At 43.0% G+C, this 22,178-nt stretch carries 19 protein-coding genes and 1 riboswitch; of the genes, 6 read left to right on the top strand and 13 right to left on the bottom strand.

What is annotated here, in order from left to right:
• Positions 1–47 precede the first annotated feature (47 nt).
• The 4 genes from napA to moaA all read right to left on the bottom strand — a co-directional run bounded on the left by napA (position 48) and on the right by moaA (position 4,424).
• A complete protein-coding gene (gene napA / locus OV592_RS10000; protein ID WP_406611279.1) occupies positions 48–2,537 on the bottom strand; it encodes a periplasmic nitrate reductase subunit alpha in 2,490 nt (829 codons plus the stop codon).
• A complete protein-coding gene (locus OV592_RS09995; RefSeq protein WP_016401817.1) occupies positions 2,534–2,794 on the bottom strand; it encodes a chaperone NapD in 261 nt (86 codons plus the stop codon). Before OV592_RS09995 ends, napA begins: the two co-directional genes overlap by 4 nt.
• Positions 2,791–3,279: a ferredoxin-type protein NapF gene (napF, locus tag OV592_RS09990; protein WP_016401818.1), complete on the bottom strand. Its 489-nt coding sequence runs from the start codon at positions 3,277–3,279 to the stop codon at positions 2,791–2,793. Before napF ends, OV592_RS09995 begins: the two co-directional genes overlap by 4 nt.
• A gap of 170 nt (positions 3,280–3,449) precedes the next feature.
• The gene (gene moaA, locus OV592_RS09985) at positions 3,450–4,424 is read right to left on the bottom strand and encodes a GTP 3',8-cyclase MoaA (RefSeq protein ID WP_406611278.1); all 975 of its coding nucleotides are present in this window, start codon (positions 4,422–4,424) and stop codon (positions 3,450–3,452) included.
• A riboswitch (molybdenum cofactor riboswitch) is annotated at positions 4,414–4,552 on the bottom strand. Its footprint overlaps the gene before it by 11 nt.
• Positions 4,553–4,650: 98 nt before the next feature.
• Between moaA and OV592_RS09980 the strand changes: the two genes are divergently transcribed.
• From OV592_RS09980 to OV592_RS09970, 3 genes are read left to right on the top strand one after another with little or no spacing between them, the layout of a single operon-like run.
• Complete coding sequence (locus tag OV592_RS09980; protein ID WP_406611277.1) at positions 4,651–6,339, top strand: type IV pili methyl-accepting chemotaxis transducer N-terminal domain-containing protein; 1,689 nt, start codon at positions 4,651–4,653, stop codon at positions 6,337–6,339.
• Positions 6,340–6,353: 14 nt separating this feature from the next.
• Positions 6,354–6,989 (top strand): two-component system response regulator NarL, encoded by a 636-nt coding sequence (gene narL, locus OV592_RS09975; protein ID WP_016401821.1) that lies wholly within the window; start codon positions 6,354–6,356, stop codon positions 6,987–6,989.
• Positions 6,990–6,993: 4 nt separating this feature from the next.
• Positions 6,994–7,224 carry a hypothetical protein gene (locus OV592_RS09970; RefSeq protein ID WP_040307174.1) on the top strand — a complete coding sequence of 77 codons (231 nt, stop codon included), beginning with the start codon at positions 6,994–6,996 and terminating at the stop codon, positions 7,222–7,224.
• Between the two features lie 26 nt (positions 7,225–7,250).
• Here the strand turns inward: OV592_RS09970 and OV592_RS09965 are convergent, their stop codons facing one another.
• The gene (locus OV592_RS09965) at positions 7,251–9,389 is read right to left on the bottom strand and encodes a YgiQ family radical SAM protein (RefSeq protein WP_406611276.1); all 2,139 of its coding nucleotides are present in this window, start codon (positions 9,387–9,389) and stop codon (positions 7,251–7,253) included.
• A gap of 165 nt (positions 9,390–9,554) precedes the next feature.
• Here OV592_RS09965 and OV592_RS09960 point away from each other — a divergent pair, with 165 nt between their 5' ends.
• On the top strand, positions 9,555–11,114 hold the full coding sequence (locus tag OV592_RS09960) for a phospholipase D family protein (protein WP_406611275.1): 1,560 nt from the start codon (positions 9,555–9,557) through the stop codon (positions 11,112–11,114).
• A 5-nt stretch (positions 11,115–11,119) separates the two neighbouring features.
• Here OV592_RS09960 and OV592_RS09955 read toward each other — a convergent pair whose 3' ends face one another.
• Complete coding sequence (locus OV592_RS09955) at positions 11,120–11,602, bottom strand: peptidylprolyl isomerase (protein ID WP_016401824.1); 483 nt, start codon at positions 11,600–11,602, stop codon at positions 11,120–11,122.
• A gap of 340 nt (positions 11,603–11,942) precedes the next feature.
• The gene (locus tag OV592_RS09950; protein ID WP_406611274.1) at positions 11,943–13,217 is read right to left on the bottom strand and encodes an OFA family MFS transporter; all 1,275 of its coding nucleotides are present in this window, start codon (positions 13,215–13,217) and stop codon (positions 11,943–11,945) included.
• Positions 13,218–13,749: 532 nt separating this feature from the next.
• Here OV592_RS09950 and OV592_RS09945 point away from each other — a divergent pair.
• Complete coding sequence (locus tag OV592_RS09945; protein WP_406611273.1) at positions 13,750–14,370, top strand: LysE family translocator; 621 nt, start codon at positions 13,750–13,752, stop codon at positions 14,368–14,370.
• A 3-nt stretch (positions 14,371–14,373) separates the two neighbouring features.
• On the opposite strand, the gene OV592_RS09940 is transcribed toward OV592_RS09945, so the two are convergent.
• Entirely contained in the window at positions 14,374–15,564 is a 1,191-nt protein-coding gene (locus OV592_RS09940) for a BamA/TamA family outer membrane protein (RefSeq protein WP_406611272.1), read from the bottom strand.
• Positions 15,565–15,889: 325 nt separating this feature from the next.
• On the opposite strand from OV592_RS09940, the gene OV592_RS09935 reads away from it, so the two are divergent.
• Positions 15,890–16,363: an SRPBCC family protein gene (locus tag OV592_RS09935; protein WP_016401828.1), complete on the top strand. Its 474-nt coding sequence runs from the start codon at positions 15,890–15,892 to the stop codon at positions 16,361–16,363.
• Position 16,364: 1 nt separating this feature from the next.
• Here the strand turns inward: OV592_RS09935 and OV592_RS09930 are convergent, their stop codons facing one another.
• The 5 genes from OV592_RS09930 to OV592_RS09910 form a co-directional block, all read right to left on the bottom strand.
• Positions 16,365–17,750 carry a phospholipase D-like domain-containing protein gene (locus OV592_RS09930; RefSeq protein WP_406611271.1) on the bottom strand — a complete coding sequence of 462 codons (1,386 nt, stop codon included), beginning with the start codon at positions 17,748–17,750 and terminating at the stop codon, positions 16,365–16,367.
• Positions 17,751–17,896: 146 nt separating this feature from the next.
• Positions 17,897–19,525: a hypothetical protein gene (locus tag OV592_RS09925; protein WP_406611269.1), complete on the bottom strand. Its 1,629-nt coding sequence runs from the start codon at positions 19,523–19,525 to the stop codon at positions 17,897–17,899.
• 486 nt (positions 19,526–20,011) lie between these two features.
• A complete protein-coding gene (locus OV592_RS09920) occupies positions 20,012–21,019 on the bottom strand; it encodes an FUSC family protein (RefSeq protein WP_406611268.1) in 1,008 nt (335 codons plus the stop codon).
• Positions 21,006–21,887 (bottom strand): HlyD family secretion protein, encoded by an 882-nt coding sequence (locus OV592_RS09915; RefSeq protein ID WP_406611267.1) that lies wholly within the window; start codon positions 21,885–21,887, stop codon positions 21,006–21,008. The genes OV592_RS09920 and OV592_RS09915 overlap by 14 nt, the downstream gene beginning before the upstream one ends.
• A 17-nt stretch (positions 21,888–21,904) precedes the next feature.
• Positions 21,905–22,123, bottom strand: a complete 219-nt coding sequence (locus OV592_RS09910) for a DUF1656 domain-containing protein (RefSeq protein WP_406611266.1) — start codon at positions 22,121–22,123, stop codon at positions 21,905–21,907.
• Positions 22,124–22,178 lie beyond the last annotated feature (55 nt).

Raw genomic sequence — 22,178 nt, 5'->3', positions numbered from 1 at the left:
TTTAGCGAAGCATTGAAAGCGAGGGGCTTTCAATGCTTTTAATAGAGTTAAACCTTAGCTAACTTAACAGCACACTTCTTAAAGTCGGTTTCTTTAGAAAGCGGGTCTGTTGCGTCTAGGGTCAATTTGTTGGTGAGCTGCTTGGCATCAAACCAAGGCATGTACACTAAACCCTTAGGTGGACGGTTACGGCCACGAGTTTCAATTCGTGATTTAACTTCACCGCGGCGTGATTGAATCATCACTTCATCACCACGTTTAAAACCACGTTGTTTTGCATCTTCTGGATGAATAAACAATACCGCATCAGGGAACGCTCGATATAGCTCTGGAACTCGACGCGTCATAGAACCAGAGTGCCAATGTTCTAATACGCGACCAGTGCTTAACCACAGATCGTATTCTTCATCTGGAAACTCAGCCGCAGGCTCGTAAGGCGTAGCAATAATTAGTGCCTTACCATCTGGTTTACCGTAAAAGTTAACCTCTTCGCCAGCTTTTACATAAGGGTCAGAGCCTTCGCGGAAGCGCCAACGTGTTTCTTCGCCATTAACCACAGGCCAGCGTAAACCACGTACTTCATGGTAAGTATCAAATGGTGCTAGATCGTGTCCGTGATCGCGACCAAACTCAGCGTATTCTTCAAATAAGCCTTTTTGAACGTAGAAACCAAAATCTTTTGCTTCGTCATTAAGCTCTGCGTTTACTTGTTCAACAGGGAATTGATCAACTACGCCGTTACGGAACAAAATGTCGTATAAGGTTTTGCCTTTATATTCAGGTTTCTTAGCTAGTAACTCTGCAGGCCATACTTCTTCAACCTTAAAGCGCTTAGAAAATTCAACCAATTGCCATAAGTCTGATCTCGCTTCACCCGGCGCAGACACTTGCTGATGCCAGAACTGCGTGCGACGTTCAGCGTTACCATAGGCACCTTCTTTCTCAACCCACATTGCTGTTGGTAAAATAAGATCGGCTGCTTGGGCAGTAACTGTTGGGTAAGGGTCCGATACCACGATAAAGTTTTCAGGATTGCGGTAACCAGGCAAACCCTCTTCATTTATATTTGGCGCGGCTTGCATGTTGTTATTACACATAACCCAGTAAGCGTTCAACTTGCCGTCTTTAAGCATACGGTTCTGCAATACAGCGTGGTAACCAGGCTTAGGCGGAATGGTTCCTTCTGGTAGCTTCCAAATGTCTTCTGCTATTTTGCGGTGTTTAGGATTGGCTACGACCATATCTGCTGGCAAGCGATGCGAGAAAGTACCCACTTCACGGGCTGTACCACATGCAGATGGCTGACCCGTTAGCGAGAATGGGCTGTTGCCAGGCTCTGAGATTTTGCCGGTTAACAAGTGAATGTTGTACACCGAGTTATTTGCCCATACCCCACGGGTATGTTGGTTAAAGCCCATGGTCCAGTACGAAGTGACTTTAACATTTGGGTCGGCATAATCTTTCGCTAGCGCTTCCAATTTCTCAGCAGGTACACCAGAAAGCTTCGCCACTGCTTCTACATTGTAGTCTTTCAAAAATTCGCGATATTCGTCGAAACTCATATCGGTCATTTTGCCTGAATCAGGGTTAGCCGCTGCTTTTTGTAATGGATGCTCTGGACGTAGTCCGTAGCCAATATCTGTTTCACCGCGTTTGAAGTGAGTATGTTTGTTTACAAAGTCCCAATTAACTTTGTCATTCTCGATTATGTAATGCGCGATGTAGTTAAGAATTGCCAAATCGGTTTGTGGCGTAAACACCATGCCGTTATCGGCTAATTCAAAACTGCGATGTTCAAAGGTAGACAGTACGTGAACTTTAACGTGGGGCGCAGACAAGCGGCGATCAGTTAAGCGAGACCACAAAATTGGGTGCATTTCTGCCATGTTAGAGCCCCAAAGCACAAACGAATCTGCAGCTTCAAGATCATCGTAACAGCCCATAGGCTCATCAATACCAAAGGTGCGCATAAAACCACCAACAGCCGAAGCCATACAGTGACGCGCATTAGGGTCGATGTTGTTAGTTAAAAAGCCGGCTTTATGTAGTTTAGCTGCAGCGTAACCTTCCCAAACGGTCCATTGGCCAGAGCCAAACATACCTACTGAAGTAGGGCCTTTATCGGCAAGTGCTTTTTTCCACTTCTCCGCCATAATGTCGAAGGCTTGATCCCAAGAAACCGGAGCAAACTCGCCATTTTTATCAAACTTGCCATCTTTCATACGCAATAAAGGCGTGGTTAAACGATCTTTACCGTACATGATTTTTGAAAGGAAGTAGCCTTTAATACAGTTAAGGCCTTTGTTTACTGGAGACTCGGGGTCGCCTTGTGTGGCAACAACTTTGCCGTTCTGAGAGCCAACTAAAACACTACAGCCAGTGCCACAAAAACGACAAGGAGCTTTATCCCATTTCACTTTTGTTTCTTCTGACGAAGTAATTAAGTTGGTGGCACTTGCAGGTAAACTAATACCAGCAACGGTGGCTGCGGCACTTACCGCATTCGCTTTAACAAACTGTCGGCGAGTCCATTTCATGATACTTCCTCATTAGCTGATTCAAATTGGTGAAATACTAGGTTGCTGCTTAGTACCGCTTCCAATTTTCCGATGTCTTCTAGGGTGGTTACTATGTTATTGCGCGTCTGGCTTTCTATAGAAACAACAATTTTCCCCTCGGGGTTAAAACCGTGTACTTCTAGTCCTTCCAGATCGCTAATTTGGTCGATGACTTCTTTAATACGGTCTGGTTGGCACAACACCACCGCACTACTAATATGGTACTCTTCGTTCATCCAACTTCCTTTATCTCAATGGCTTGGCTTGGACATACTGAAATACAAGCGCCGCAACTGTTGCAGTGCTCAGAATTAATTTGTACCTCTGCTTTTCCCGCTAGTAATGGCTTAATGCTAATGGCCCTTTGCTCACAGGTATCGCTACACGTTCGGCAATAAACACCGTTTTGTGCCAGACACTTAGAGGCATTAACGTCAACAGAATTAGACCAAGCAGGTTGCTGCTTCGGGTGAAACAAAGACTCGGGGCAAGACGTTGCACAGTCGTAACAAAATGTGCACTCACCTTTGGTGAAATCAACTGCTGGAAAACCGCCATTACCTTTAACAATAATCTGTTCAGGGCATGCTTTGACGCATTCTCCACATTGAGTACAGCCAGCTTCAATAGACTGTTGTAACCAAGGTAGAGAGTGATGTTGTTTACTGCGAAGCGCTTTGTTAGTACTAAACATACGACGTTTAGACAGGTCTACAGACATCAATTTTCCTTACGAAATCAGGCTTTAACATTACTGGTAAAACCACCCTAAATTTCTTGGGGTTAAGCGTAAATTTTATTAACAATCAAAAACATACCCCTTAAGGGGTGTTTGCTCAAATGATTGATTTAGATCAAGTATAGTGCGTGATTTCTATCACGCACTAAAACTTATCCGCCTATTGATGCGAGATGTGGAGTAGCGCCGGTATTACCGTCGTGGAGGAAATGACTAACTTTTTTGGTTTGTAATGCGTCTTCAATACGCTTACTTAATACATCTATTTGAGAAGGGTTTTGCAGCAAATCGCGGAGCTCTACCCCCTCTTCACCAAACAAACATAAATGTAATTTGCCTTGTGATGAAACCCGTAGGCGATTACAGGTAGCACAAAAATCTTTAGAATACGGCATGATAAGGCCGATTTTGCCTGCGTAATCAGGGTGCTGAAAGACTTGAGCAGGCCCAGCGTCATGAGCTCGAATTTGCTGCTCCCAACCCTCGTTGAGTAGCAGTTGTTTAAATCCGGAGCCAGCAACATGATGTTTGTGGAAATAATCGGGCTGATCACCCATTTGCATTAACTCAATGAAACGGACTTCAACCGGGCGGTCTTTAATCCACTCCAAATACTTTCGAAAGTTTTGCTGAGCCATCTGCTTTATGAGCACAGCATTGAGTTTTACCGCAGTAAAGTCTTGCTCTAGTGCCGCATCAATTCCGGCCATTACTTTAGTGAAAGTTTTGGTACCGGTGATCAACTCAAACTGGCGTGAATCTAAGCTATCAACACTCACATTTACATGAGTAAGCCCGGCATCACGCCAGCGCTTAGCGTTATTCGCCAGTTTAAAGCCGTTGGTAGTCATCGCAAGTTGCTGAATGCCCGTAGTATTTGCGCATACTTCCATAATCTCAACTAAATCTTTTCTAAGGCTTGGTTCTCCGCCAGTAAGACGAATTTTGTTTGTGCCTAATTTAGCGAAGCATTTAGCAAGCTGGGCTATCTCAGATAAATTGAGATTACTATGGGGCGTTTCGCAATGATAACCATCAGGTAAGCAATAGTTACATTTGAAGTTACATTCGTCGGTAAGCGACAAACGCAAATAGAAAAATTTTCGGGAAAATGAATCCGATAACATAAATCAACCTTTCCAAATACGGGAGGCAAAGCCATTTCTGCACTCTACCCTGCTTAGTCGATGCTAAGGGTCTAAACGCCATATCATTGTGACTTAGGTCGATTTAGACTTCGGTGATACTTTAATGCTAAGCAATAAATCTTAATTTGTTAAGTGCTTTCTTAAACGGTTACACTGGCTTTGTGATATTTGTCGGTTAACTTTATTGAATTAAAAGGACTTATTTTTGAAACGTTTTTTTGGCAAACGCTCCATAGGCACAGCGGTAATCCGCTTGTTAAGTGTGATGATGTTTCTTTTTGCCTTGGTAGCAATTGGTTCGTTGACCACCTTGGTAAACAGCCTAAATGATGCTGAAGCAATCAATATAGCCGGCTCTTTGCGTATGCAAAGTTACCGAATGGCACATGCTTTAAATGTTTACGACAAAGAAGTAGAACGTAAAATTCAACAATTTGAAACCTCGTTAAACAGTGATGCTTTAACTAAAGCCGCCGAGCAAGATGATGCAATCAACCAGCGCTACCAAAAAGTTAAACAACGCTGGGTACAACTAAAACCCTTTGTGATAGAAAAGAACATTGAAGAATTTGACCGCCAAATTGTAGGATTTGTCGACCTAATCGACGAATTTGTAGCAGAAACCCAATATAACTCCGAAGCCAAAGTATTCTCACTAACCCTGCTTCAATTAATTGCCTTCGCCATCATCACTTTTATCGCCGTTTACACGCTTTGGTACATTCAAAAGAATATTTCCAAGCCCATTTATCGATTAGTAGAAGCAGCCAAGCAGGTGCAACAAGGTGACTTTAAAATCTCTGTGCCAACCCGTTATGCCAGCATCGAAATGGAAACCTTGGCAAAAGGCATTATGTCTATGTCACAAGACTTGGAGCACTCTTACCAAACACTTGAAAATCAAGTTAAAGCCAAAACCAAAGAGCTTCGCCGCGCTAACCGCGATTTAAACTTCTTGTACAACCTAGAGCAAACACTATTTAACAGCACCTTAAATGAGGAACACCTTGAGCAATCACTTAAGCTCCTCTGCGAAACCTTAGGTATTAAGGGCGCCAAGCTGTACATCGATAAATTGGACATTGAGGTTGAATTACACCAACAAAATGTACAGTTTGAAGAGCCAATATCCTTGCAGCTCAATCAAGAGCAATATGGCTCTCTGCAGCTGCCTATGGTGCCGGAAGATAGAGCTGCCATTGTTACCAGTTACTGCCGCACTATCACTAAAGTGCTGCGTTTCGAACAGAGCCTATTACAAAAGCAAAAACTGTTGTTGATGGAAGAGCGCGCTACAATTGCTCGCGAGTTACACGACTCTTTAGCACAGTCTTTATCTTACTTAAAAATTCAAACTAGCCTGTTGCAAAGGCAACTTAAACAAAGCCCTTGTGATTGCCAACAAAGCTTTGAAATTAGCGAAGAAATACAATCAGTATTAAGCGCCGCCTACATCCAGTTACGAGAGTTGCTATCCACCTTCAGATTAACCATTAAAAACGCCCTACTGGTTGAATCACTACAAGTACTGGTAGACGAATTAAATACCCAGCACTCTCAAGTCATAGAGCTTGAGACCAATATATCCAACGATATGGTGGAAGCAGATAAGCAAATTCACATAATACAAATTGTTCGAGAAGCGATCATAAACGCTCTAAAACATGCTGACTGTGATAAAATTTGGGTTAAATGTATTGGTGACTCTGAGCTTATTTCTGTTGAAATAGCGGATAATGGCTTACAGGGTGGCAAACTAAAACAAGTTAATGACCATTACGGACTGCAGATAATGCAAGAACGAGCTCAGCGACTAGATGGAGATATTCGCTTTGAGCAATCGTTGTCCGGTGGTGTTTCGGTAAAACTAACCTTTCCTAGAAAGAGTAATTAAGGATCCTGCAAGCTATGAGCGACCCAATCAACATTCTTGTTGTAGATGACCACCCTTTAATGCGTAAAGGCATTGTGCAGTTTTTAAGCATTGAACCTGAGTTTAACGTAGTTGCTGAAGCTGGCAGTGGTGCTCAAGCTGTGGAGCTTTGTAGTGAGCTAGAACCCGATGTAGTGCTATTAGATTTAAACATGAAAGGATTATCAGGTTTAGATACATTAAAACTACTTCGCGAGAAACAAGTAAGCTCTACCATCATTATCCTCACCGTATCAGATTCGAAACAAGACGTTATTAAGCTTATTAACGCAGGTGCAGACGGTTACTTGCTTAAAGACATGGAACCAGAGCAGCTGCACGAGCAATTAAAACAGGCAGCCGCAGGCAAACAGGTATTAAGTGAAGAGCTTGTCCCCTTCCTTAGCTGCTTGCACGAAACCGACGAATTTGCTGAAAAACTAGGAACAGTCACCAAGCGTGAATTACAAACGCTTAACGAAATAGCCAAAGGTGCCAGCAACCGCGAAGTAGCGTCTACTTTAAAAATTACCGAAGGTACGGTTAAAGTTCACGTGAAAAGTCTACTTCGTAAATTGAATGCTAAATCGCGAGTTGAATTAACCGTGATGTATCTTGAACATATAGCGTAAACGCATGAATAACACGCTACTGATGGGCGAAGCCAGTTGCCTTATTCTGGCAATGAGCTTCGCGATAAGAGCGATGTTTTTACATGCTAAACGCCATCAAGATTGGTTCAATCCTCTGCGGATCTTCTTCAAGCCCGTCAACAATCTAAATGCCGATGAGTACTCATTAATTAGATGGGCAGTTTACGCACTAGTAGCGTGTGTAAGCTTAGATGTTGTTAGACACATGATATAAACAAGCGGCTTTACGCCGCTTTTTTATTAACGCTTTTGCTTAAATTGCTTGTTAGTGAATCGAGTGGCTGCAAAATTACTGTTTTTCGCCCCTTTATAACCGCGGTTTCCTGCCCCACGACTTCCCCGCTTACTGTCTGCCGGCACCAAATGGTGTAAGCCACCACCAATTAACTTGGTAAGGCCCATATTGGTTAAGCCTTCGCGGATGATTGGCCAATTCTTCTCATCATGGTAACGAAGCAAGGCCTTATGTAAGCGGCGTTGACGCCCTTTCTTGGCTACCGATACTCGTTCACTGGTATGGCTAACCTTATGCAGCGGATTTCGCTCGGTGTGATACATAGTCGTTGCGTTGGCTAAAGGCGATGGATAGAAGTTCTGCACTTGGTCCAATCGAAACTTATTCTTCTTCAACCACAATGCCAGTGTCACCATGTCTTCATCTTTAGTGCCTGGATGCGCCGAGATAAAATAAGGGATCAAGTATTGCTTTTTACCGGCCTCTTTTGAGTATTTATCAAACAGCTCTTTAAACTTATGATAAGTGCCCATACCCGGTTTCATCATCTTAGATAACGGGCCTTCCTCAGTATGCTCTGGAGCAATTTTTAGGTAACCACCAACGTGGTGTAAGGCGAGTTCCTTAACGTAACGAGGGTCTTCAATGGCAAGGTCGTAACGCACACCAGAAGCAATAAGAATCTTTTTGATCCCTTCCACCTTTCGCGCCCTACGATACAAGTCAATGGTTGGTGTATGGTCAGTATCCATGTGGTGACAAATAGTCGGATAAACACAAGATAAGCGGCGACAAGTTTCTTCGGCTTTAGGGCTTTTACAATTTAGTCGATACATATTGGCCGTTGGGCCACCTAAATCAGAAATAACGCCTGTAAATCCAGGAACTTGATCTCTGATCTGCTCGATCTCGTTGATGATGGAATCTTCTGAGCGGCTTTGAATAATTCGCCCTTCGTGCTCGGTAATTGAACAGAAAGTACAACCACCATAACAACCACGCATGATGTTAATTGAAAACTTAATCATGTCGTAGGCAGGGATCTTAGCTTTGCCATAACTTGGGTGCGGCACACGCTGGTAAGGCAAACCAAACACGCCATCCATATCTTCAGTGCTTAACGGCAACGCAGGTGGGTTTAGCCAAACAATTCTATCACCATGGCGCTGAGCTAATGCTCGGGCACAGCCTGGGTTAGTTTCTAAGTGGAAAATCCGAGAAGCATGGGCGTAAAGCACTTGGTTAACTTTAACTTGCTCAAACGCTGGCAAATTAATATATACGTTTTCCCAAGGGCGTTTCTTTTCCAATTGCACAACAATCGGTTTAGCTTGCTCGGCTTCTTTGGGGTCAACTGTCTCGGTCTCTTTAGTCGAACAGCTTTCTTCTATTTCGGCATATGGGCTAGGAATAGGGTCAATCTTTCCAGGCTTATCAAGATGGCTTGAATCTAAGCCACTCCAGCCGGGCAACGCTTCTTTACGAATAATCGCCGTTCCGCGAACATCATTTAGTTCGCTAATAGCCTCACCTTGGCTAAGGCGGTGTGCGACTTCTACCAAAGGACGCTCAGCATTCCCGTAGATAAGCAGCTCTGCTTTTGCATCAAACAGTACCGAACGACGCACTTTATCAGACCAGTAATCATAGTGGGCAATACGGCGTAAGCTTGCTTCTATTCCGCCAAGTACCACAGGCACATCTTTGTAGGCTTCTTTACAGCGTTGTGAGTATACAATTACGGCGCGGTCGGGGCGTTTGCCCCCTTCATTATTTGGCGTATAAGCATCGTCATGACGTAGCTTTCTGTCTGCCGTGTAGCGGTTGATCATCGAATCCATGTTGCCAGCAGTTACCCCAAAAAATAAATTGGGCTTGCCTAGTTTCATAAAGGCATCTTTGCTGGTCCACTCTGGCTGAGCAATAATCCCAACCCTAAAGCCTTTGGCCTCTAACATACGGCCAATAACTGCCATGCCAAAGCTGGGGTGATCAACGTAAGCGTCACCAGTTACCAAAATAATGTCACAGCTATCCCAACCTAAGGTTTTCATTTCCTTACGTGACATAGGTAAGAATGGCGCAGCAGCACGCTGACGATTCACGCAAGTTTCAGGTTTAAATAGAGTTGGCGCAGTTTGCATAAAAATTGGTCTCGTAAAATCAAGCGCGACATTATATACGTTATTTTAGTTGCTAGGAAACGGATTAACAGCAAGTTAACAATTACACGCTCTAGCTCTGTAAACTCGCTAGCTAAATGACCACAAATAACCTAAAATTTCTTTTAATATTTAGCGAGTTACTTATTGAAGAAGCATATGGAATTGCAGCGGCCTAGCGCTCACCTACTTTTAATATTTTTTGTAAGCCAACTGCTTTTTGCCTGTGCCCAGCGCCCATCTGACGAGCTAATTCAACAATATAAGCAGCCGAGCTACACCATTAAGCCCGGTGTCGAGTCCGAAAATCAATTCAAAGTAAATCAAATTACCCAATATCAACCAGGTAAAAATGGCATTGCGGTTCTGTCTGATGGCATAAGTGCCTTTGCCGCTAGAATTGCGTTAATTGAAGAAGCGCAACTAAGCATTGATGCTCAGTATTACATGATTAAAGAAGACATGACGGGAGCCATTTTCCTCGGCAACTTAATTGGGGCTGCTGACCGAGGAGTAAGGGTTCGCCTGCTAATTGACGACATAAATACCTCCAATTACGACGATGTTCTCAAAGCCATGGCCTTGCACGACAATATCGAAGTAAGGGTCTTCAACCCATTTTATGACCGCACCTTTAGAGCAACCAACATGGTGGGTGACTTTGAGCGTTTAAATAGCCGCATGCACAATAAATCGCTAACTATCGATGGCCTAATTACCGTAGTAGGCGGACGCAATATTGGCGATGAATACTTTAGCGCTAAAGATGATCTAGAGTTCTCTGATATCGATGCAATTGCATTAGGGCCGATAGTCGATGAAGTAAATCAAGCCTTTGATCTCTATTGGAATAACATTCGAAGCTACCCCATTGAATCCTTAAATACCAAGCAAATAGATATACAAGCTCAATATCGCCGTTTAGAACAACAGATTTTTAAAAACAGTGTTAAGTCCTTTGTAGTTGCTCATTTGCGTTACGCAAAATTAATCGAAGATAAAACCTTTCGCGATTATCTATATTGGTGTGACGGCAGGCTACTAGTTGATCATCCCAATAAAGATGGCGACTTTGCTAGTGACGTATCTACAAATTTAGCCAGTGTACTTGAGCAGTCAGAGCAAAGTATTTTACTTAGCTCTCCGTATTTTGTGCCCGGCGAAGAAGGTACCTCAGGCTTAATAGAACTTGCCCACAAAGGCATAGACGTAAGTGTGATTACCAATTCGCTTGCAGCAACCGATGTCGCAGCCGTTCACTCTGGTTACAAAAAGTATCGCAAACGCTTGGTAGAAGGGAATGTATTTCTTTATGAAGTAAAACCAGATGCAAAGCAAAAACAACGCTTAGCCTTTTTTGGTAAAGGTGCATCTAGAGCAAGTTTACATAGCAAAGTCTTTGTAATTGATGAAGAAAAGCTCTTTATTGGCTCTTTTAATTGGGATCCTCGCTCTATCAATCTAAATACAGAAATGGGTTTGTTACTCACCTGCCCCAATTTGGCATACCTAGTGTTTAACGCAGTGCATGACGAACTGCCATTTAAAAGCTATTTGCTAGAGCTAGATGACAAGCAGCAATTAGAGTGGGTAGAAACATTTAGGGAGCAAGCTGAAATACGCTACGATAGTGAGCCTAAAGCCAGCAGATGGCGCAAGTTTCAAGCTTGGATAGTTGGTCTTCTACCAATAGAAGACCAACTCTAGCAGGCTTAGTGGTGGTGACCACAACCACCAGCAGCGTGAACATGGCCGTGAGCTAACTCTTCTTCAGTCGCTTTACGAACTTCGGTCACTTCAATTGAGAAAGCCAAATCGATTCCGGCTAATGGGTGGTTGCCATCAACAATGACTTCGTCTTCTTCCATGCCGATAATAATTACTGATTGCTCACCTTCGTCGGTAGTAGCACGAAACTGCATGCCTACTTCCACTTCAACATCACCAAACATACTCTTTGGCACAGCTTGAACAAGGTTATCGTTACGCTCGCCATAAGCATCTTCGGCAGCAATATCTGCATCAAACTTGTCGCCAACCTGCTTGCCAACTAGCGCTTGCTCTAAGCCAGGTACTAACTGACCATGGCCAACAATAATTGCCAAAGGCTCTTTGCCTTCGGAAGTATCAAGTTGTTCGCCATTAGCGGTTACAGTGTATTCAAAAACGGCAACGTCGTCTTTTGCAATGATCATTCAAGATTCCTTGGTTAAAAATAATGCAGAACTCTGCTAACAGGCCAATTCTAAAGCTTCAGAAACAAAATTACTATCTAGGATTCATTTAACAAAATAGTGCTAACTGGCAATTTTCGGCTCTTTGAAACCTTGTAAGTGTGTTCATTTTGATAAGAAACAAGCTATGGGAAATTCCCACTAAAAATATAAATCCATGCCGCTTACCAAACACAGCCATGAAGTTATAGACTCAAGATCACCCAATCAGAATAAGCTCTTTTGTCTAATGGCGACCACACTCTTTAGTGACTAAAAAAGGGGCTCACAGCCCCTTTTTTATAGTTACCGCAACATTTGCTTATGCGTGAGCCGTTTGCGCTGCCACATCCATTTCAGCACGCGCGCGTGTCATGTAAGACTTCATCAGCAAAGACGCAATTAAGGCGATAACAAATACACCAGCAAAAATGTAGAGCGTCATCTCATAACTGCCAGTTGTTGTTTTAACGTAAGCTGCGATCTGTGGGCCAGCCAAACCAGCCAGTGCCCACGCGGTAAGCACATAGCCGTGAATGGCACTCAGCTCCTTAGTACCGAATAGATCTCCAATAAAGGCAGGCAGCGTTGCAAAACCACCTCCGTAGCAAGTTAGAATAGTGTATAGAACAACTTGGAACAAAATGATGCTGGTAATGTTTGGCAGCAAACAAAAGGCAACAATTTGAATTAAGAAGAAAATCATGTAGGTATTTGGGCGACCAAGTACATCGGATAGCGAAGCCCAAGCAATTCGGCCCAGTCCGTTAAACAACGACATTAGACCAACCACACCAGCAGCTTCCGCCGGGCTTAATCCAATGCTCTCTTGAGCCAAGGGTGAGGCCGCGTAAATAACCGCAATGCCACAGGAAATGTTAATAAACATCATCACCCACAAGCCATAAAAAGGACCAGTTTTAACCGCTTCGTTGGCCGTTAGTTGGGTTAAATCCTCTACAACTTTCTTTTCGCCGGACTCAACCGCAGCCTTCATTGCATCTGGCATCCAACCCTGTGGTGGCCGCTCTAAATAAGACGCAGAAGCAAACATTATAACAAGATATACAACTCCGGTGATCCACCATGTGTAAGCAATACCATTGCCCTCAACCGTAAAGGTTTCAATAATAAAATTAAACACCGGGCCTGCTACCATAGCGCCAAAGCCAAAGCCCATAATCGCTAAGCCAGTGGCAAGACCACGACGATCTGGAAACCACTTAACGAGGGTAGATACGGGAGTAATATATCCAATCCCTAAACCTATACCGCCTAACACACCATAGCCGAGCCAAATTAGATAAAGGTTTTGAATATAGGCGCCAAAACCCGCAATTAACAAGCCACCACCGAAAAACGTAGCTGCGAGCATACCGGCTTTGCGCGGACCATTCTTCTCTACGAAGTGCCCCATAATCGCTGCGGATAAGCCGAGGAAGAAAATCGCAAAGCTGAAGGTCCAAGCAATTTCATTGTTGGTCGCTGACTCCAACAGCTGACCTAGGGGTTTCTTAAATACGCTGAACGCGTATACCGAACCGATAGAAGCATGTAGCCCAACGGCAGATGCAGCAATAAGCCAACGGTTTTTCATTACCTACTCCTTGTAAGAACATTAAATCCATTTATTGTCCTTATACTGTAGAACGCTAGATCTGAAGAATTTTTGACCTAAATCAGTTCAATTTACAGTCAAGAGCTTATTCAAGTCAGCTTAGTGACACAGTTCAAAAAACAGACTGCAGCAAATGAAAATATCACCAACAAGATCAACCAAACCCCACAGCAAGAGTAAAAACCTTTATTCCACCAAAACCACAAAATAAACACGCACCACAGTTAGTGAGTAATCATGCGCGCAAATGGCGTAGTTTTCTCTCCTTAATCTTGGCTAGCTATTTGTTCTTTTGTTAATTCTATCTAGTCTTCCACTGGGGAGAAAAAGCAGAGTTAGAACTAGTTTTATGGTCTCTAGACCAAAGCAAACCGAATTTAACTGGCATTTATCAGCGTCGCCAAATTTTGTAGCTATACAACTAACCAAAGACAACGAATAGTTCTGGCAACTTTTATCTAAAAATAAAAAGAGTACACTGTAGCCTTTGAAAAATGCTGTTGGTTACTCCATGGATCTGTCTACTCTACTCATCTTTATCCCTACCTTCTTCTTCGTTTCTATTACACCTGGCATGTGTATGACGCTAGCGATGACCTTAGGCATGACCATTGGGCTGCGCCGTACCTTTTGGATGATGCTAGGTGAAATGATAGGAGTAGGCATAGTAGCGGTGCTTGCAGTACTTGGTGTTGCTGCAATTATGCTGCGTTACCCGGATGTGTTTACCTTGTTAAAATGGCTTGGCGGCAGCTATCTTGGATACTTAGGGATCCAAATGTGGCGCTCTCGCGGAAAGATGGCCATACCCGAAAAAATTGAACAGCAAGCGCAAGTTAGCCCTTGGCAATTAGCCACTCAGGGGCTGGTAACAGCAATAGCAAACCCTAAAGGTTGGGCCTTTATGATTTCACTGTTACCGCCTTTTATCCAAGCGGACAAAGCCCTTCCCCTGCAACTGAGTATATTGGTGGGCATAATTCTAATTTCTGAGTTTGTATGTATGACTCTTTATGCAACCGGTGGAAAAACCTTACGGTTATTCTTAAACAAAAGCGGCAATGTACGCTTGTTAAATCGCATCTCCGGAACGCTCATGATTGGAGTGGGAATTTGGCTAATATCCACCTAGGGTTTAAAAACCACTCCCTACTTGGAAATACACAGCGCTTTCCTCGCCGCTGTAGGCAAAATCCATCCCTAGGCGAAGACCATATCTTCGGGCGATTTGATAACGAAAGCCTGCGCCCACAGACTGTACGCTTTCATCTGTAGCTAACTCACTTTCCTGTAGTGCTTGTCCAGCACCATAGAAAGCCGAGATAGTCCAACGGTGATCAATCGAGTAAGTAAGTTGTGATTGTAGAGTATGAATCTCGTCACCTTGATACCGATAGGCGGATACCCCTCGCAAGCCTACATAGGGTCGCGCTGTGGGTGATAAAAACAATTCATCAGAGCTAAAGAGTTGATAATTGCCAGCAAAAGCTAGGTTCCATTTTCTACCTAATGGAATATACACCTCTCCATCCACATTCAAATTTTGGTAGTCCCAATCGCTGCCCAATTTTTTATCGTAAATCATGTAATCTGCGTTTAGTTTATACCCCCTAGTTGGGTAAAAAATATTGTCTCTGGTGTCGTATTCGGCAATAAAACCTAGACCAGAAGTGATCGACTCATCCCCCCACACCTTGCCTAACAAGCCATTTAGCAGCTTATCCGCATTAGAGTTACCAGTATCAAACGTTACTTTGCTTACTCCTACAATTTGCTTAGCACCCAACATCAGAGGAGTATTAGCGATACGAAACTGAAGCTTTTGCAGGGCTAGAGCGCCCTCGGTTTTAGTACCAATCTGCATGCTTTTAGTAAAATCACCTAAAGACAGATCTTTATAAATATTCAGATTAGCTTTCCCCAAGCCCATTCCACCGGTATACCGGATTGCATCCTTCATCCATGAATGTCGATGTCCGGCAAAAGCCAACCAAGTTCCATTCTCGGTGCCTGCTGCTCCCACTAAGGTAATTGCCGAGGGTATCAACTGCGCACCACCATCTAGTGATGACATCGCTAGCTTCTTACGGGCTAATTTTTCTTCTTCAGTCTCATGAAGAAATAGCCCCATAGCACCGCCACCAACGCCAACAGCAGGTTCAGTTATTAGAATAGGAATAGGCAAAAAGCCATAGGCATTCTCTGCAAGGTGATGGCCCAAATCAAACTGTCCATCAAATTCATCAAAATATGAGGCAGTGCTATCGGTTGAATAAACGCTAATAGACAAAGCCGACAGCGCTATCGCCGCCCAAGTAGTTTTCATTAGTAACCTTTGTTTAATTACTTAGCTGTTTGTTTAACTCTAAAACTGACAAATTTAGCTCTGGAAGGAATTACGCTACTTTAAGCTTACTTTGACGTAGTGCTAAATCTTGTTTGTAGGACTAAATCCGTCAAAGTAGTATCGATATAACTTATTGGATAGGCGCACTTTTTATACTTAGTTAGAGAAAGTTGCTTCACTCGTTAACATAGGTAAAACGCAATATATCCGAACCAAACAAAAGAGAGTTACACCCTGCGCTACAATATATAAATGTAAGCTCTTTTATATCGATATTGCTTGTTTACTCATTATGGTGAAGCGAATGTTCAAGGAAACAAAGATTAACTGGCCAGATTACTATCATCCTCGAAACGCGCAAATTCATGTTAAAAATGCTGTGCCCAGCAAAGTCCCTGCAGAGCGAGTTTGGGCATGTTTGATTAAGGCGCCGTGTTGGCCAACCTGGAAGAATAAAGCGACCTCTGTGCAGTTGTTAAACGGTAACGGCTTAGAGTTAGAAAAAGGCACGGTCTTTCTTTGGAAAACTAAAAAGCTTCAATTCGAATGCACAGTAGTCGAATTTGTGCCTAACAAAAAAATCGCTTGGAAAGGCAAATCTGGCAGTATAGATATGTATCACGCTTGGAAGTTAGACTGCCAAGCAGACGGCTGTTCAATTATTACTGAGACAACCCAACGTAATGGAATAAGCTGGCTCACTAAGTTTTTTCTTCCCAAGCAAATTAATAGCTATCATCAACATTGGCTTGAAGAACTGCAACAACAAGCCCGTTAACTTAGAGGTCGTAAACTAAACCCAGCGAGCGATATATCGCATCGCTTATTTTGCTCCCTGACGCCTTAATGCGCTGTTGTTTCCCTTGCTGCCAAATAGTCTCTCCTTTCTCGGTCAATCCAAGTTGCCACAAATGGGTATCGCGATCTTGGAACAGATAGTCTTCTAACTGTTCAGCAAAGCCTTCTCCGCATAGGTACAAACCAAACTCGAGATTAAGATGATCGGAGCGCGGATCAAAATTAGAGGACCCAACATAACTGCACTGCTTATTCACAACCAACGCTTTTACGTGGTAATAATGCTTAGCGTGTCCTTTCTCTTTATCTGGAGCAAACTCATAGAGTTTAACGTCTTGTTGTAATAACTGTTTTCGATAGGGTGAATAATACGCTCCAACAAATGCTGAATCACTACCCGTTTTACCAGCTGTAATAGCCGTTACCTCTGCACCAGCTTGCTTGAATCTTTGTATATCACTTTCTCCAACGGCCTTAGGCAATAAGTACGGTGTAGATATAACTAGCTGGCCAATCTGCTTATGCTTCTGCTGCATAGTTTTAGACAAACGCTCTCGATGATAGGGTTGTTTGTCTTCAAGTTTATTAAGTGAATCAAACAAAGCGGTCGCTTCAACAGAAGTGTATTCTGGTTCAGCAATAGCTAATACACTGGCCGCAATCGCAGCTAGCTGCAATGGGTATTTGTTGGCAAGTTTGGTAAAACCCGCTAAAAAATAGTCGCGCTCTTCTGCCCTTGGTGTCCCCACTAAGGTCTGAACATCAACCGCACTCTCACTCTGAAACAACTGATTAAAGTTTTTCTCAAAGGCCGCTAACACAGCTCCTTTTACCAACAAGTCCAAATCGAAAAAGTTTGCTTTTTTACTGTATTCAAAATAACTATCACCGATATTACGTCCACCAGTAATCATTAAATCACCATCCACTAGCAGTAGCTTTTCATGTAAGCGATGATTACGTTTATTTTTATGGATCTGAAAATCAAACATACGGCTAAACCAGCCCAGCTGACGCGCTTCAAAAGGATTAAAAATGCGTATTTCAATGTTTTGGTGAGCGGCCAATGTTCTTAACCACATATCATTAAATTCAAGTAAGTCATCAAGAACTAACTTTACTTTTACACCTCTGTCGGCAGCCATTCTCAGTTCTCTGTATAAGTAGGCACCACTTAGGTCGTGGTCCCATGTAAAATACTCCAGCAATACGTAAGACTTAGCGTTTCGAACTGCCGCAATGCGCTGAGCTAACGCCTCTTTCCCATTTGGTATTAAATAGACTTGAGCAGGCACAGTCTCAGGCTGCCAGTTGCTGGTTAAGTCTTCAGCTATTGGCGGTGGTGCACTTGAGCACCCCGCTAACATACAAAACAATCCTAGTACCACCAACGGCCTACTTCGCCAAAAGTTGGAAACTAGAATGGCTACACATTGATTAATAAAGCGCATAAGGAACCTAAATTTAAACGTGAAGATAGAGAACTTAGTCGAGCATCCTTGCTCAACAATACTTAGAAACGGTAACCAACATTTAAGGTGGCAGCTGTGCGGTCTTTACCTATGTTAACAATGCCAGTGATATTGAAGTTTTTGTCTAGCTCCTTATTAAAGCCAACGAGGCCAGCCCAACGTTGGCTGCGAATACCTACGTTATAATCCATTTCAATGCCTTGGAAACGTACAGTACCAGTCATGTAGTCATCGTAACCTTGATATTCAGCACCAATAAACACTTGAGCTCGCTGTTGCTGAAATTGGTAACCAAGCATTGGTTGTGCGGTGAAAATACTGCCACCCCAATCATCTGCACCATTCATTTTGGTTTTCGTTACAGTGCCAGTTAACGAGGCAAACAAGTTCTTATAACCGATAGACAAGGTGGTGCCTGCGCCAAGTAAGTCATACTCAAGATGAATTGGAACATTAAAATCACCAGATGGTACGTAAATGTATTCACCTAAACACTTTTCTCCAACCACCAAACCAAAACATTGGTCGATCCCTTTAAAATGGGCTTGCACATCGGCATCTACGTTTAGCTTTCCTACCAAGCCAAATACATTCCAAAATGGCAAGATGTAGGCGTCTCCACGAAGTGTAAAGCTCTCGGTATTTACTACCGCATGAGTTTTTTCTGGGTCAAAGAAAGTTTCTAAAAGTGCTGGGCTTAAACCAAAAACACTAAAGCTGGTAAAATCGAAGTTAGTTTCTTGGCCACGGTAAGCCATAGAAAACCCATAGGGTTTTGGCAAGTCGATGCCCTTTCTACGTAACGTATCGCCAAAAAATGGAAGAACATTCTTCAATTTTACGTTTTCTTCACGAACACGGGGATCAGACATCTCTGAAAGCAACTGCTGATCCTTAATAATGGCGCCTGCAGCATTGTCATAAAACGCGACCGGTTTGATTTCCATGTCTAATTCGCAGGCATGGCCTTTACATGTACCTGTTGCGTTTACCTCTTTGTGTTTAATAACGTACTCACCAGTATCTAGCACTTCAAGTTTAAGTACCTGGCGATACTTATTTACTCTTCCTAGATCGTGTTTGAACGGTTGATTATTGGTAATAACCATTTCTTTCACTAAACCGTTTCTTACCGTCATTTTCACTTGCATAAATCGGAAGAATGCTAAGTCTTGGGGCAACGCAAACTTTGAATAGTTAAAACTCACCGTCGCACTACCATCGTTATTCTGGTCAACCTGCAAAGAGCTTTTGTCGTAGGTACTCGCGTATTGGCGCAACTTGTATTCTGTCATCGCTAGCTTCTCGATTTCTTTTAATAAGCCCTTTCTGTGTTTTAGGCTTTCTTCTTTGTAACGAATGTTCAGATTCATGCGGCCTTTAAGGTCGGTACTATGGACCAAAAAGTACTCTGTTGTTTCGGTACCATGCTTTCCTGTAAATCTTTTAGTTACGTGCTCAACAAAGTGCTCAGTTTGTCCTAAATCACTTAAGGCCAGGCCTGGAAGATGTTCAGGAATATTTAAATCTCGCAACTCGCTAAATTCATTTGCATTCTCTAAGTTAGAGGTGTCTTCGTGTTCCGCAAATGCGGTTGCAGAAAACATGAAACTAGATAGTAATGCTGCTTTAATCCAAGAGCGTGGTGTTGTGTTGTAAAGTGTTGTCATTACAGTTCCAAATTGAAAAACTCAAAAGGTTTATCAACGAAACGTATAAGCAAACGTCCCTATCTAACTATTACGTTAGGTCAACGAATTAATAGAGCTGGCAACGACTCCCCGCTCTGCTGATGGGCGTAGAATAAAAGAGGCAAGATTAAGGCGTTAATCAGTGATGATGGATCGAATCCTCAGTTTAATTATTAGCCTTATCCAATACCTGGCTAACTGAAAAACTTGTAGGCTTTAAACAATAGAGATAACGCAGGATAGGTAACAAGATAAAGACCAGATCACCCAACATCCTTGTTCGGATTAGATACTCAGAAGAGCTTCGATGAAGGCTGCAAAGACAGCACCACAAAAACGCAACCTAATAAGATTAATGCTAGCTATGGGCCCTTTGTAGAATAGTGGTAATGAATAGAAGGTTATTGCAATACAGCGCGTATACCAGAGCAGAAAAGTGCAAGCCAATTAACAATTGTTGTCGGCTCACTTGGCCTCAGGCAACATGTTTGTGCTAAAAAATGTATCTACAAAGTGAATAACAAAACGAACGATAATTAAGATTAGGCTCAGGAATAACAGCATCTGCAATGAGGCATTTATATCAAATACCGGCCTTAAGTGCTGAGCGTTCATCGTTAGCAATACCAAAAACTGGCCGCCAAGGATCCTCATGGGTACTTGATTATCCTTTGGAAACAAACGCCAAACTGCAAATGTATTCACAAAGTAAAATGCCCCAAGCTGCCATGCATTGTCTAAAAGTGGTAACACAAACACATACTGAGTAAGCACAACGCAAGCCCAAACATAGACTAATCCTAATATCTTGTTGAGGTAGTGGTAAGGAAATTCGATAATGCTAAGGCCCATAGTTGCAGCAATGAGTGGAAACATAAATCCTCCAGGCATAGGCAGATATATCCATAACATCCAACTGACTAGGGTAACGACAACAAACTTAAGTGCACGTAAACGCCCCTCTGCTTGGCTAAGAAGAACTTGCTTCGGCAGTGTTTTAGGATCTTTTACCTCTGGCCACAACAAGCTAAAAACTAGCGAATAAACAACTACCCCTAATATCGTTTCTTGCACCCTAAGCACCGCAAGGCTGAAACTTAGCGATTGGCTTAAACCGCTCGCTAACGAGACGATCACTGCCACTATAAACGCCATCTTATAAACATAAGCGTATTTCGAGCGGGCAGACATGTAAGCGGCAGTGCCCCCCAATAAAAGCTCGCTTAGCAAAAACAGTTCCCGCTGCTGGCCGAATAACGCCAATAGTGCAAACCCCAGCACTACACCACTAGCAGTGCCAATCACTCGCTGTCTTGCTTTATGTAATGCGTGGCTAAAGCTTTCGGTGGTTGCCATTACTACCACCGCAATAGCTGCCCAATAGGGTTTCTCCCAGCCAAAGCTTAGCGCTAGTACAATGGTTAAACTTAGGCTAATGGCAACTTTAATCGCTTTTATGCTAGCTACGCTCATTAGCGGATACCTGCTTGTTAATCATAACTGAAGCTGTAGTCCCTACTCTTAACTGAACATTAGCTGGGAGCTCGGTCACGGTAATTTTAACCGGGAGCCGCTGTGCCAAGCGTATCCATTCAAAGTTAGGGTTAACACTTGGCAGCATATGAGTACTCGTGCTGCCGTCTACTTGCGCTATGCCATAACCAATACTGCTTACTTGGCCTTTTAGTGGCGTATCGGGGTAACTCATCAAAGTGATTTTAGCCATGTTACCTTGCTGCATAGCTTCTATATCCGTTTCTTTAAAGAAGCCTTCGATCCAAAAGCTAGATTCATCAATTAACGCAACAACTGGTTGATTAGCGACTACATGTGCACCTTCAGCTAAATTGAAGTTGGTAATGTAACCATCCTTGCTGGCATACACTTTTGTAAAACTTAAATTAAGCTCAGCCCCCTTTAGCGCAGCAGACGCAGCTTTAACATTTGCCTGCGCGGATAGAACATCATTTTGCAAATTGTTTAATGTAATTACTGGTACCGAACCTGGAGTACGTTTTTCTAGAGCGCTCATTCTCTGTTGTTCGTTATTAGCCCTGGCTAAAACTGCTTTTGCTTGGGCTAAATTTGCATTTGCTTGCTGGCTTGCGGTTTGATAGACGCTATCATCAATTTCAAACAACAACTCACCGCTTTTTACTCGCTGATTATCCGAAATATAAATGGCGACAACCGGCCCAGTAACACGAGGAGTGATCTCTACAATGTTGGCTCTCACCAACGCATCACGAGTCCAAGGATTGGCAAGATAATGCTGGTACTTTAATCCTGCCAACGTAGCGGCAACAACCACTAGCAATACAGTTAATATTTTGGTTTTCATTTAAATTCCCTAGTGTTTTATGCAGGAAAAACGTAACGGCTTAGCGCAACCGCGTATATCACCAACAGTGATAATTCAACTAACACAGGCGCATATAAATATTTCATCGCGCCTAAACGGCCAATTAGCACCATGGTCAAATTTGCCGCTACATAAGCAGCACCAAACGCAATAAGTAGCGGCGGGAAATAAATCTCCCCAACTGCAATTTCTTTAGGTAAGTATTCTTGGAACATGGTTTTGCCTTGGTGTTAGTCGATATACGCTGAGATTAAAACGTAAAAACGGAAA

This window comes from Agarivorans sp. JK6 (genome assembly GCF_045277145.1).
Lineage (GTDB): Bacteria > Pseudomonadota > Gammaproteobacteria > Enterobacterales > Celerinatantimonadaceae > Agarivorans > Agarivorans albus.
Note: the sequence above shows the minus strand (reverse complement) of the source record. Positions and strands in the feature narration are given on the sequence as shown.